Source organism: Methylobacterium sp. SyP6R, assembly GCF_019216885.1.
Lineage (GTDB): Bacteria > Pseudomonadota > Alphaproteobacteria > Rhizobiales > Beijerinckiaceae > Methylobacterium.
Window position 1 is genome coordinate 1826313 of sequence record NZ_JAAQRC020000001.1, and the last position, 12358, is coordinate 1838670.

The following is a 12358-nucleotide window of genomic DNA, read 5'->3' on the forward strand; positions in this document are numbered from 1 at the left end:
GTGGCAGAGCATTGCGGCGGACCGCAACATCCCGCTGCGCGAACACGGGCGGTCGCGCGCTGGACGAGAAGCGATGTGGATGGCGCGTCATTAACACAGGCAGAACGGCAGCAATATGGCGGGCATCCGCGCGCCTGTCCGTGGATCGACTGGATTATGGCCGCGCTTGTGCGCCGTCTTGCTGATCCGAGACTTGACCGTTCTTTTCGTTCAGTCCGGGTTCAGAGCGGCAGGGTCGCGGCCATGCGCCGGCGCAAAGGTTCGTCCGGCAGCGGGCCGGTGCCGGCGCGCAGGTTCGCCGCCATGTGGCCGGGATCGGCGGTCCCGGGGATCGCGCAGGTCACGGCCGGATGGGAGACCACGAACTTCAGCAGGATCTCGGCCCAGGAGGCGCAGCCGATCTCCGCCGCGTAATCCGGCAGCGGGGCATGCGCGAGGCGGCGCAGGAGCCCGCCGCCGCCGAAGGGCCGGTTGACCAGAACCGCGACGCCCATGTCCGCCGCGAGCGGCAGCAAGCGCTCCTCCGCCGCCCGGTCGTCCAGGGCGTAGTTGATTTGCAGGAAGTCCAGCCGCTCGGCCTTCAGGACGGCCTCGACGGCGTCGTAGGCGCTCTCGGTGTAGTGCGAGATGCCGAGATAGCGGATCCGTCCTCGATCCTTCCACTCGCGCAGGGTCGGCAGGTGAGTGCGCCAGTCGAGCAGGTTGTGGATCTGCATCAGGTCGAGGCGCTCGGTGCGCAGGAGCCGGAGCGAGCGCTGCATCTGGGCGATGCCCGCCTCGTGGCCGCTGGTCCAGACCTTGGTGGCGAGGAACGGACGCTCGCGGGGGGCGACCTGCACCACCAGATCGCCGGTGACGCCTTCGGCGTGGCCGTACATCGGCGAGGAATCGATCACCCGTCCGCCCCTGGCGAGCAGCGTCGCCACCACCTCGCGCAAAGGCGCCCGCTCGGCGGGGTTCGGCCCGACATCGAAGCCGCGCCAGGTGCCGAGCCCGATCACCGGCAGGGTCTCGCCGCTCGCCGGGATCGGCCGCCGATGCAGCTCGGCGCTTTGCGCGGTCGCCCCGCCGCCGAGGGAGGCCGCCAGCGCGGCGCCGAGAAAACCTTGCCGGGTGAGTCCGTGCCCGCTCGTCATCGCGTCTCTCCCCTGTCCGCGCCGCGCCTGTCGCGAAACGCCCGCGGGCACTCGCCGGTGCCCTTGGCGAAGAAGCGCGAGAAATAGGCCGGGTCGGTGAAGCCGAGGCCGTAGGCGATCTCGGCGATGCCGAGGTCGGAATAGAGCAGGCTGCGCTTGGCCTCCAAGAGGCGGCGCTCGCGGATGATCCGGCCGGGGCTCGTGCCCGTCACCGCCCGGCAGGCGGCGCGTAGCCGCGCCTCGGTCACCCCGAGATCGTCGGCGTAAGCGATAAGCGGGCGCTCGCGGCGGTGATGCGCCTCGACCGCTTCGCGGAAGCGCGCGGTCAGCAGCGCCTGGGGCCCCGGCGGGGCCGCCGGCTCGCGCGTCGCGGCAAGCCGGCGCAGGCCGGCAACCAGGATCAGCATCAGGTGGGCCTCGATGGCGCCGCGCCGGCCCGGCGCCGCCCAGGCCAGTTCCCGGGCAAGCTCCGCCACCGCCTCCTCGACCGGGGCCGGCTCCGGCAGCGCGAGGCCCGCGGGCCCGGTAAAGAGCGCCGCCAAGTCCGGCTCGCGCCCGCACAGGTCGCGCAGATAGCGCGCCGAGAGGGTCAGCACCGCTCCCACCGTGCCGTCGGCGAAGCGGAAGCCGTGGGCGGTGCCGGCGGGCACCACCAGCAGGCAGGGCGCCGTGAAGGTCAGCCGCTCGGCCTCGGCCCGCATCTCTCCCGCTCCTTCGGCGATGAGGAGCAGCTGGTGAAGGCTCGAATGGACGTGCGGGCGGATGGTCCAGCGGTTCGGGCGGCTGCGATCGTCCAAGGCCTCGAGGTGCAGGAAGCGGTCATCCGCATCCCGCGGCGCCTCGCCGTAGAGGAAGAAATGCGGCACCGCAGGGGGTTGGACGGGTTCGAGACGCATTGCGGGCAGGACTTGGCGGGACAGGCGGGGTCGACGAAAAGTCCAACTTTTTCCTCGCCCCGTCCATCGTCAACCGGCCTGGCGCGGTTCACCTTTTCGCCAGAGAGCAGCCACTGCCGAGACGGTGGCGCCATGGAAGGAAACATCCAAATGCGCACGCAGGTCGCCATCATCGGCGCCGGCCCGGCCGGTCTCTTCCTCGCCCATCTGCTGGCCCGCGCCGGGATCGACGCCGTGGTGCTGGAGCGGCGCACCCGCGACTATGTCGAGGGACGGGTGCGGGCCGGCGTGCTGGAACAGGGCACCGTCGCGCTGATGGAAAAGCTCGGCCTCGATGCCCGGCTCAAGGCCGAGGGCCTGGTCCATACCGGCACCAACCTCGCCTATGACGGCGAGATCTTTCGCATCGACATGGCAGCTCTGACCCGCGGCTCGGCGGTGACGGTCTACGGCCAGCAGGAGGTGATGCGCGACCTGTTCGACGCCGCCGAGCCCCGCGGCGTGCGGATCGTGTTCGAGGCCGGGGATCTACGGCTCGACGGCCTCACCGGCGACCGGCCGAGCGTCACCTTCACGAAGGACGGCGAGACTCGGACCCTCGCCTGCGACTACGTCGCGGCCTGCGACGGCTTTCACGGCGTCGGGCGGGCGGCGATCCCGGCCGACGTGCTCAAGGTCTACGAGCGGGTCTATCCGTTCGGCTGGCTCGGCATCCTGGCCGAGGTGCCGCCGGTCAATCACGAACTGATCTACGCCAACCACGCCAACGGCTTCGCGCTGGCCAGCATGCGCTCCGCCACCCGCAGCCGCTACTACGTCCAGGTCGGGCTCGACGAGCGGATCGAGGATTGGTCGGACGAGCGGTTCTGGGACGAGATCGAGACCCGCTTGGGCCCCACGGCGTCGGCCGGGCTGGTGCGCGGTCCCTCCTTCGAGAAGAGCATCGCGCCGTTGCGCAGCTTCGTCGCCGAGCCAATGCGCTATGGCCGCCTGTTCCTGGCGGGCGATGCCGCCCATATCGTGCCGCCGACGGGGGCCAAGGGCATGAACCTCGCGGTCTCCGACGTCGCGATGCTCGCCGAGGCGCTGACGCTCCGCTACGGCGAGCGCGATGCGTCCGGCCTCGACGGCTACTCGGCCCGGGCGCTCGCCCGGGTGTGGAAGGCCGAGCGCTTCAGCTGGTGGTTCACCGGCCTCACCCACCGCTTCCCCGACATGGACGCGTTCGCCCGCCGGATGCAGGTGGCGGAACTCGCCTATATCCGCGGCTCGCAGGCCGCCCAGACGGCGCTCGCGGAGAATTACGTCGGGCTGCCGATGGCCGCCGGTAACGCGCCCATGGGCGCGTGACCCTACAGGCCTTCAGCGGGACGGCTCGGCCGCGACCTCGCCCCAGCTCTTCAGCGGGAAGGCCCGATCATAGGCCAGATTAAAGAGGAAGGCGTAGGCGACGTAGAACAGCGCGATCGCGATATCCATCACGAAGGCCTCGACGAGGCCGATGCCGAGATACCAGGCGATCGGCGGCAGCAGGATCACCAGCAGACCCGCCTCGAACAGCACGGCATGGGCCACCCGCAGGGGAAGGCTCTTGCGCGTGTGCCCGGCGAGTCGCTGCATCGCGTGGTCGAAGCCGAGATTGTAGACGTAGTTCCACCCCGTCGCGACCATGGCGCTGCCGACGCCGATCACGCCCATCTGGGAGGCGTGCAGCCCGAACAGCACGGTTCCGAGCGGGATGATGAGCGCGAGGCCGATGGCCTCGAACAGGAGGGCGTGGCGGATCCGGTCGCGTGTGCTGCGCATGGTCTGGCTCTGAACGCTTCGATTGGTCCGCCGCGTTCTATCTGCGATACTCCGCGCATCAAGTTGGAACGTATCGCGGAAACAGATGGATGGCTGTCTCCTTCGACCAGCTTCAGGCCTTCGTGGCGGCGGCCGAGGCCGGGTCGTTCTCCGGGGCGGCGCGGGTCTTACGGAAGGCGCAATCGGCCGTCAGCACCCAGGTGGCGAATCTCGAGGCGGATCTGGGGCTGGAACTGTTCAGCCGGGCGGGCCGCAACCCGGTCCTGACGCCGGCGGGGGAACGGCTGCTCCTGGAGGCGCGGGTGGTGCTCGACCGGCGCGAGCACCTGATCGGCGTGGCGACGAGCCTGGAGCAGCGGGTGGAGAACCGGCTGGTCGTCGCCATCGACGAACTCTACCCCGAGCACGCGCTGGGTGCCCTCTTCGCCGAGTTCGCCCGGGCCTTTCCTTATGTCGAACTGGAGCTGCTCTTCCCGCTGATGGAGGATGTCAGCCGCATGGTGCAGTCGGGCGCGGCCGATCTCGGCGTGATGTGGCGCCAGGAGGTCCTGCCGACGGAACTCGGCTTCCAGACCATCGGCTGGGTCCCGCTCAAGCTCGTCTGCGGCCGCGACCATCCGCTGGCCAAGGAGCGGGTGGAGTGGGAGGAACTGAAGCGCCACCGCCAGATCCTGGTCGCCGCCCGCAGCGACGGCCCCGAGAAACGCCGCCTGCGGGTCGCCGCCGAGGTGTGGTGGGTCGAGAGCCACTGGGTGATTTTGGAGATGGTCAAGCACGGGATCGGCTGGGCCTTCGTCACCGACCACGTCATCGCGGCTTCCTTGACCGCGCCGTATCTCGTCACGCCGGATCTGCAGTTCGACCAGGGGGACTGGCCGATCGCGCTGGAATTGGTGTGGCACAAGCAGCGGCCTTGCGGGCCGGCGGCGGCGTGGTTGCGGGAGCGGTTTGCGGCGGAGCGGATCGGCGGCGGTGCGGGCGGCGCTTTACCGTGAGCCGTCCCGCTCCTCGCCGTTCCCCCGCAGCAACTCCCCCGCCACATCCCCCAACCGCGGCACCGGTTCCCGGGTGAACGGCAGCGGCCGGCACACCGCCAGGGCCGCCAGCCCGAACCGCGCCGTCATCAGCCCGTTCAGCACCCCCTCCCCGAGCTTCGCCGAGATCCGCGCGGCGACGCCGAGACCCAGCACCGATTGCACCAGGCTGTCGCCGACCGCGACGCTGCCGGTGACGGCGAGATGGGCGAGGGCCGCCCGGGCGAGGCGCAGGAAGCCGAACAGGCCGGGCCGGCCGCCATAGATGGTGGCGATGCGGCGAAGCAGCCGCACGGCTGCGAAGATCACGAACCCGACATCGACGATCGCCCGCGGGCTCAGCGCCGTCACCGCCGAAACCTGCTTGGCCGCCTCCGCCACGGCGGCCTTGGCCGAGCGGTCGAGGGAAGCCAATAACTCGGCCTCGGCGATGCCGATCCGGTCCTCTACGTCGAGGATCTGGTCGTCGAGGGCGGCGAGCCGGGCGCGGGCCGCGCTCATCGCCGGGCGCTCGGCATAGAGGCCGGAGAGCTGGCGCACCACCGCCTTAGCGGCGCTGTGGTCGCGGGAGCGGAGCGCGTCGAGGGCTTCTTCGCGCAACGTCTCGATGCGGCGCTCGCGCAGCACGCCCGCCACCTCGCGCCAGACGATGGCCGCCAGCGCCACCACCGCCACCGCCAGCAGCACGAGCGCCAGGATGCCGAGCCAGGGCGCGGCGGAAAACAGGTCGGCGATCAGCCGCTCGATCGCAAGCCCGATCCCGAGCGAGGCGAGGCCCCCCAGCGCCGAGAGCAGCAAGGTCGCCCACGGTGCACGCGAGCGCGGCGCCACCGGCACGGCGACGCCGTCGGCGGCCTCGACGATCTCGAACGGCTCCTCCACCACCCGCACCCCGTCGGCGAGCGCCGTCTCGGTGCCGGGCGGCGGGGGCGCAGCCGGCGTCTCGGTGGTGCCGGCCGGCGGCAGGCGGAAGGCGCGGGGCTTGTGGGTCGGGGGATTGGTCATCAGGACCCTCAGGCGAGGCGGTCGCCGATCAGGAAGTTCAGGGCGCGGTCGAGGCGGATCTGCGGCAGGCGGCCCGGGCGGCCGAGCGCATCGCGGGAGACCTGCGGCGGCCGGAAACGCGGGAAGCGCAGCGAGCCCGGCGTCACCGCGCCTTCGAGCACGGCCTCGGGCCGCTCGGGCAGCTCGCCGGGGAAGATCGCGGCCTCCGTCTCGCCGTCGAAGGTCTCGCCGTCGATGGTCTCGCCCGCCTCCGGCGTGCCGGCCACCGCCCGGAAGGCGTGCGGCCCGTCATGCACCACCGTCTCGCGGGTCGAGCGCACCGAGGCGAGCGCCTGGGTGCTGACATGGGCGCCCGCGGCCTCCGTGCGCCGCAGCGAGCGGGCGACGAGGAGGCGGAGCAGCGCGTCGAGCCGGTCGTGACTGGTATGGTGGAGGTGGTCGGCCTTGGTGGCGGCGAACAGGATCCTGTCGGCCCGCGGCGCGAAGAAGCGCGACAGCAGGGTGTTGCGCCCGACCCGCAGGCTCATCAGAACCCGGTCCAGGGCCTCTTCCAGCTCGGCGAGCGCCGCCGCCCCGGCATCGACCGCCGCCAGCACGTCGACCAGCACGATCTGGCGGTCGATGCGCTGGAAATGATCGCGGAAGAACGGTGTCACCACCCGGTGCTTGTAGGCCTCGAAGCGGCGCTGCATCAGGCCGCCCAAGCTATCGGGCGCGACCGGGCCGTTCAGGATCAGGGGCGCGAAGGTCAGGGCCGGTGAGCCGGCGAGGTCGCCCGGCATCAGGAAGCGGCCCGGCGGCGTCGTCGCCACCGCCTCGGGCCCGGCGCGCACGGCGGCGAGGTAGAGCGTGAACGCCTCGCTCGCCCGCTCGGCCACGATCTCGTCGAGGGGCTGGTTCGGGTCGAGAGTCCGCAGGGAGGCGAGCCAGGGCGCCGCCATTGCGGTCCGGCCGGGGCGCTCGGCGGCGGCGATCGTCTCGCGCGACCAGCCCTCGTAGGTCTGCTCGATCAACGCGAGGTCGAGCAGCCACTCGCCCGGGTAATCGACGATGTCGACCATCAGGCTCGCCGGTCCGGTGCGCCAGCCGCTCTTGCGCTCGTAATCGATCTCGAGGCGCAGCTGGCTGATCCGGTCGGTCGAGCGCGGCCAGTGCCGCGTCTCGGTCAGCGCCGCGAAATGGTCCTCGTAGGGGAAGCGCGTCACCGCGTCGTCGGGCTGCGGCACCAGGCGGGCCCGGCGCAGGCGGCCCTCCTGCGAGGCGCGGAGCGCCGGCAGCGGGTGCAGGCCGGTCAGCTGATGCACCAGAGCGGTGGTGAACACCGTCTTGCCCGAGCGGGCGAGCCCGGTGACGCCGAGCCGCACGGTCGGCTGGACCAGGAGGTCGTTCGAGGCCTCGGCGAGCGAGCGCGTGGCCTCGGTGACGGACTTGGCGAGGGAGCCGGCACGCGCGGCGAGGTCGGTCAGGGGCGGCACGCGATACGCTCTCGCTTCATGTCGTCCGGGGAGGTGGCGCGGCGCCGGGGCTTCCGCAAGGGTTTAGGGCGCGGCTTGCGCCTGCCGGCTCGCCGCGCGCTCGGCCTCGGCCCGGGCGATCGCCGCGGCGACGAGGGCCGGGCTCGCCCGCAACGCCCCGAGCTCGACCGAGGACATCGCCAGCAGCACCGGGGCGAGCCGTTCGGTGGCGTGGCCGTCGGGGGTGAACAGGCCGAGATCGTCCCCGGGCTTCACGCCGACGCTGCCGGCGATGCGGGCGGCGTAGTTCTGGATGCGGATCTCGTCCGAGCCGCAAAAGGGTGCCGGCGGGCGCAAGGCCGGTGGCAGGGCAGAGACCGGGGCCGCGGCGAGCGTCGGCAGGGCGGCGGCTTCGGCCGCGAGGCGGCCACCGTCGAGGACCCGTCCCGGCTCGATCGCAGCACTCGGGCGCGCCGTCTCACCGATGCCGGCGGCGATGGTGGGGAGCGGCGCCGCCCTGACGATGCGGACCGGCTGGCGCGGCCGCCCCTGCATCCGGGCAAGCGCCGACCAGGGCTGGACCCGCAGGGCGTTGCCGGCGACGGGGCGCGGCGCCCGCGCGATCCGCCGCGGGGCACCGCCGCGGCCGTGGCTGGCGAGGAAACGCGCCCTCAAGGTGCGGCCGATGCCCTGAGGCGCCAGGGCTGCGAGCGCCGGCGTGGCCGCCCGCGCGGGCGAGGCCCGGCCCGCCGGGGCGAGCGCCCGCGCGGCGACGGGAGCGCCGCACTCGGCCGGCGCCCAGCGGCGGACGATCGCCAGGGCCGAGCGGCGCCCGTATTCGCCGTAATAGCGCCGCAGCAGCGACACCGCCGCATCGGCGCCCTGCCCGGCGGTGGCAAAGCCGGTATGGCCCTCCTGGTCGCCGCCGATCTCGCCGTCCCAGCGCGCCCGCTTGATGCACCAGTAATTGTTGAGCTTGACGCAGCGGGCGACGAAGGCGGGGTCGTTCGGCGCTGCCCAGGCGGTCCAGGCGAGGGAGAGCGGCAGGAGCCCATCCTTCGTCTCGCTGCGCCAGTTCGACACCGCCCGCGCCTCGGACCGGTAGACCGGCATCTCGCGTGCCGGCGTCGCCAGGGCGGCGGCGAGCCCGTCACGCAGATGCGCGGCACCGTCCCGGACCAGGGCGGCGCCCGCATCGGTCGCGGGGCCGGCCGCGAGGGTCAAGGCGAGGAAGGTGGTGAGGATCACGGGGGCCGGTTTGCGTTGCTGAGGCGAAGCCTGTCTCAAGCGATGGGTCGGCCGATGCGTTCCGACGCGGGTGGTGCGGGTTTCCTCCTCTCCCCGCGGGCGGGGAGAGGCCTGAGCTCCGAAGGGGCTCAGGGAGCCCGAAGGGCGAGGGTGAGGGGGCGTTTCCGGAGGAGCCTCATCCGTCGAGACCCCCTCACCCTCGCTCCGGCTTCGCCTGCGCTCGCCGCGTCACCTGCACGGTGACACGGCCCTCTCCCCGCCCGCGGGGAGAGGGGGAAACCCGCGCCTTTCCCGAACGGCCCCGTTTCGATCACACCGACGACGGCACCGCCCCTTCGCCTACTCGTCCTCGCCGTGCCCGAGGCTCTTCGGGGTCACGAACCGCTCGACATCCCCCTCCCCGGCCTCGACCTTGGTCCACGAGTCCACCGCCAGGTCGATCACCGTGACCGCTGCCGTGGGGTACTTCTTGGTCAGGGCCCGCCGTGCCTCGCTCGGCCGGGAGAGCAGCCGGGCGAGGTCCTGGAAGCCCGGATTGTGGCCGATCATCAGGGCTGTCGCGGCCTCGTCCGGGATGGAATGCACGACGTCGAGGAGGCGCGAGACCGGGGCCTCGTAGATCTGCGGCACGGTCTCGTCCGGCACCGCGCCGAGGGCCGGCCTGACGAGGTCCCAGGTTTCTCTCGTGCGCCGGGCCGGCGAGACCAGCACCCGGTCCGGGATCAAACCCTCCGCGGCCAGGTAGGCCGCCATCTTGGGCGCGGCCTCCCGGCCGCGGGGAGCGAGCGGCCGGTCGGCATCGGCCATGCCCTCGGGCCAGTCGGACTTGGCGTGGCGGAAGAGGATCAGGCGGCGCATGGCTCTAGCGTCCCTCGCGGCGGCTCAGGAAAGCGAGCTTCTCGAACAGCCCGACATCCTGCTCGTTCTTCAGGAGCGCCCCGTGCAGCGGTGGGATCAGCTTGCGGGGATCGCGCTCGCGCAACTGCTCGGGGCCGATATCCTCGGCCATCAGCAACTTCAGCCAGTCGAGCAGTTCCGAGGTCGAGGGCTTCTTCTTCAGGCCCGGGGCCTCGCGCACCTCGAAGAACACCCGCAGGGCCTCCTCGACCAGGCGCTGCTTGATGCCCGGATAATGCACGTCGACGATGGCCTTCAGCGTGTCGGCGTCCGGGAACTTGATGTAGTGGAAGAAGCAGCGGCGCAGGAAGGCGTCCGGCAGTTCCTTCTCGTTGTTCGAGGTGATGATGACGATCGGGCGGCGCGCCGCCCGCACGGTCTCGCCGGTCTCGTAGACGTGGAACTCCATCCGGTCGAGTTCGAGCAGGAGGTCGTTCGGGAACTCGATATCGGCCTTGTCGATCTCGTCGATCAGGAGCACCGGCCGCTCGGGCGCGGTGAAGGCCTCCCACAGCTTGCCGCGGCGGATGTAGTTGGCGATGTCCGACACCCGCTTGTCGCCGAGCTGCGAGTCGCGCAGGCGCGAGACCGCGTCGTACTCGTAGAGGCCCTGCTGCGCCTTGGTGGTCGACTTGATGTGCCAGGTGAGCAGGGGCGCCCCGAGCCCGCGGGCGATCTCCTCCGCCAGCACGGTCTTGCCGGTGCCCGGCTCGCCCTTGACGAGGAGCGGCCGCTCCAGGGTGATGGCGGCGTTGACCGCGACGGTGAGGTCGCCGGTGGCGACGTAGTTCTCGGTTCCGGTGAATCGCATCGGGCTCGCGTCGCGTCCTATGGGGTTGTTGACCGGAACCTATGCGGCGCAGGCCGCGCTGGCGAGCCCCGCCGGTCTCACAGCTTCGACGGATCGAACCACACGCAGCTGCGGGCGATCACCGCGAAATTCACCTCGGAGCGCGCCGGTTGCGGCAGCAACTCGCCGTCGATCGCCACGGTGGTCTGGTTCGAGGTGGCGCCGTCGCCGAAGGTCTGGGGCCGGGTCACGTAGCAATATTGCTTCTCGGGCTTCTGCTCGTCGCCCTTGAAGTTCCAGCCGGTGACGATCGTGCCGTCGAGATAGGGCACGGTCTTGAACACCGTGAAGCTCGTGCGCACGGCGGCGTTGGCGGGCGCCTCGGACTTGCCCTGGTTGCCGGTGAGCGAGGCCACGTCCGGGCGCCCCTTCGCCGCCGGCAATCCGCCCTCGATCTTGAGGGTGTTGTCGGTCAGCCGGACCTCGCCGCTCGTCTTGAGCGTCGTGGTCTCGAGGGCCTGGGTCAGGGCCTTGGCGAGCGTGTCGGAGGCGTTGCCGACCTCGTTCATCGTCGCGTAGCCGTAGAAGGCGGCCCCCAGCCCGGCGCCGGCGAGCCCCAGGAAGGCCCCGAGCCCGATCGCCCGGAACAGGAAGGCGCGGGCATTGGAGATCCGCGCCTCGGCCCGCAGGCGCCCGTTGACGTGCTGGGCGAGCGCCACGTTCTCCGGCGTGCCCGGTGCGAGGTAGCTCACGGTCTCGGCCTCTCGATGCGGTCGTCGTCGCGGGTCGGCGGTGCCGGCGGCGTGCCGGCCTGCGGCACGGTCGGCGAGCGGCGCTGGTCGAGGGGGATCGCGGCGCCCGAGGCCACCGCGGCCTCGCGCATCGCCCGTTGCGCGTCCTGGATCTGGGTCGCGCTCTCGGCCATCTGGTTGAGGAGCAGCGGCACGCCCTCCGCGTGCATCATCGCGTCGAGGTCGTCCTCGTCGCGATAGGTCTTGCGCACCTGCACGGCGCAGAGCGCCAAGAGCGTCGAGGCGAAGGCGGCGCAGAGCGCCGGCGCGAAGACGAAGATGCGCAGGAAGGCGTGGACCTGCTGGTCGGTGACGTCGATCGGATCGGCGCCGTAGACCATCGCGGTGAAGGAGTGCAGCTGCGAGCGCCGCACTGCGTCGCGGTAGGCGCCCTCGGCCTCCGTCACCCGGCGGTCGGCGGCGGCGCGGTCGAGCTGGGCCCGGGCGGCGCGGGCCTCGGCCAGGTTCTTGGCCACCACCGCCCGCTCGTCGGCGGCACCCTTCAGGCTGCCCGCGATGGTGGCGGTGCGCGGATCGGTGACGCAGCGAAGGTAATTGTAGCGCTTGCCGCGGCTGTTGGTGCCCGACAGGCGCTCGCAGCGCTGGCCCGGCAGGCCGGCGAGCTGGGCCGAGGCCTCGGTGGCGCGCTTCTCGAGCGAAGCGGCTTCCGCCGTGTACTGCGCCACCCTCGCATCGGCCTGGGCGATGCGGTTGTCGATCGTGCCGCGGTCGGCCTCGGCTTCCTTCAGGATCGTGCGGGCCTTCGAGGCCTCGGCGAGGCGGGGATGGAACATCATCTCGCCGAGCTGCGACACCGACTTGGTGGTCACGCCCGCCGCCATCACGATGCCGACGATCGCGAGAGACTTGATCAGCCAGTCGCGCTGGACCCGGATCAGGATGCCGAGCGGCACCCGGCACAGCTCGATCGCCGCGTAGACGATCGGCGCCAGCAGCATGAACCAGAAGCTCTGGTCGTTGGGGTTGGCATAGGTCTCGGCGAAGAAGAATGCCCCCGCGAGCGAGGTGCAGATCACCAGCGCCTCGACCAGGTAGGCGATGGCCACGTAGCCCCAGCGGATGCGGTAACCCTTGCGGATCGCCCGCTCCTGCTTCCAGGCGTCGGTCTCGTCGGTCCAGGCGCGCTTCTCGCGCACCACCACCCGATCGGGAGGCTGTCGGCCCATCTCGGCTCCTCGTCCGGCCGCCCGGGAGCGGCCGCGTACACGGAATCTCAATCCTTCACGCTATGCGGGTTTTGCGCCGAAAATGCGCCCTGGGCGAGCGGAGCTTGCCGCGGC

12 protein-coding genes are annotated in these 12358 nt (G+C 71.7%); 2 read left to right on the forward strand and 10 right to left on the reverse strand.

Translation table 11 applies throughout. The annotated features are described in order from the left end of the window. Nucleotides 1-221 precede the first annotated feature (221 nt). Nucleotides 222-1136: an aldo/keto reductase gene (locus HBB12_RS08400; RefSeq protein WP_236988927.1), complete on the reverse strand. Its 915-nt coding sequence runs from the start codon at nt 1134-1136 to the stop codon at nt 222-224. After that, nucleotides 1133-2032: a helix-turn-helix domain-containing protein gene (locus HBB12_RS08405; protein ID WP_236988928.1), complete on the reverse strand. Its 900-nt coding sequence runs from the start codon at nt 2030-2032 to the stop codon at nt 1133-1135. Before HBB12_RS08405 ends, HBB12_RS08400 begins: the two co-directional genes overlap by 4 nt. A 150-nt stretch (nt 2033-2182) precedes the next feature. Here HBB12_RS08405 and pobA point away from each other — a divergent pair, with 150 nt between their 5' ends. Further along, entirely contained in the window at nt 2183-3382 is a 1200-nt protein-coding gene (pobA, locus tag HBB12_RS08410) for a 4-hydroxybenzoate 3-monooxygenase (protein WP_236988929.1), read from the forward strand. A gap of 12 nt (nt 3383-3394) precedes the next feature. Here the strand turns inward: pobA and HBB12_RS08415 are convergent, their stop codons facing one another. Next, nucleotides 3395-3838, reverse strand: a complete 444-nt coding sequence (locus HBB12_RS08415) for a PACE efflux transporter (protein ID WP_236988930.1) — start codon at nt 3836-3838, stop codon at nt 3395-3397. A gap of 89 nt (nt 3839-3927) precedes the next feature. Between HBB12_RS08415 and HBB12_RS08420 the strand changes: the two genes are divergently transcribed. Continuing rightward, nucleotides 3928-4833, forward strand: a complete 906-nt coding sequence (locus HBB12_RS08420) for a LysR family transcriptional regulator (protein ID WP_236988931.1) — start codon at nt 3928-3930, stop codon at nt 4831-4833. On the opposite strand, the gene HBB12_RS08425 is transcribed toward HBB12_RS08420, so the two are convergent. From HBB12_RS08425 to HBB12_RS08455, 7 genes are all read right to left on the reverse strand, one after another. Then, entirely contained in the window at nt 4825-5877 is a 1053-nt protein-coding gene (locus tag HBB12_RS08425) for a TIGR01620 family protein (protein WP_236988932.1), read from the reverse strand. The genes HBB12_RS08420 and HBB12_RS08425 overlap by 9 nt on opposite strands. 8 nt (nt 5878-5885) lie before the next feature. Further along, complete coding sequence (locus tag HBB12_RS08430; RefSeq protein WP_236988933.1) at nt 5886-7352, reverse strand: YcjX family GTP-binding protein; 1467 nt, start codon at nt 7350-7352, stop codon at nt 5886-5888. 63 nt (nt 7353-7415) lie between these two features. Further along, complete coding sequence (locus HBB12_RS08435) at nt 7416-8579, reverse strand: hypothetical protein (RefSeq protein ID WP_236988934.1); 1164 nt, start codon at nt 8577-8579, stop codon at nt 7416-7418. Nucleotides 8580-8918: 339 nt separating this feature from the next. Continuing rightward, nucleotides 8919-9437, reverse strand: coding sequence for a SixA phosphatase family protein (locus HBB12_RS08440; protein ID WP_236988935.1), 519 nt, complete (start codon nt 9435-9437; stop codon nt 8919-8921). 4 nt (nt 9438-9441) lie between these two features. Continuing rightward, on the reverse strand, nt 9442-10287 hold the full coding sequence (locus HBB12_RS08445) for an AAA family ATPase (RefSeq protein WP_236988936.1): 846 nt from the start codon (nt 10285-10287) through the stop codon (nt 9442-9444). Between the two features lie 77 nt (nt 10288-10364). Further along, a complete protein-coding gene (locus tag HBB12_RS08450) occupies nt 10365-11018 on the reverse strand; it encodes a hypothetical protein (protein WP_236988937.1) in 654 nt (217 codons plus the stop codon). Beyond that, entirely contained in the window at nt 11015-12244 is a 1230-nt protein-coding gene (locus tag HBB12_RS08455; protein WP_236988938.1) for an ATPase, read from the reverse strand. Before HBB12_RS08455 ends, HBB12_RS08450 begins: the two co-directional genes overlap by 4 nt. Between the last annotated feature and the right edge of the window lie 114 nt (nt 12245-12358).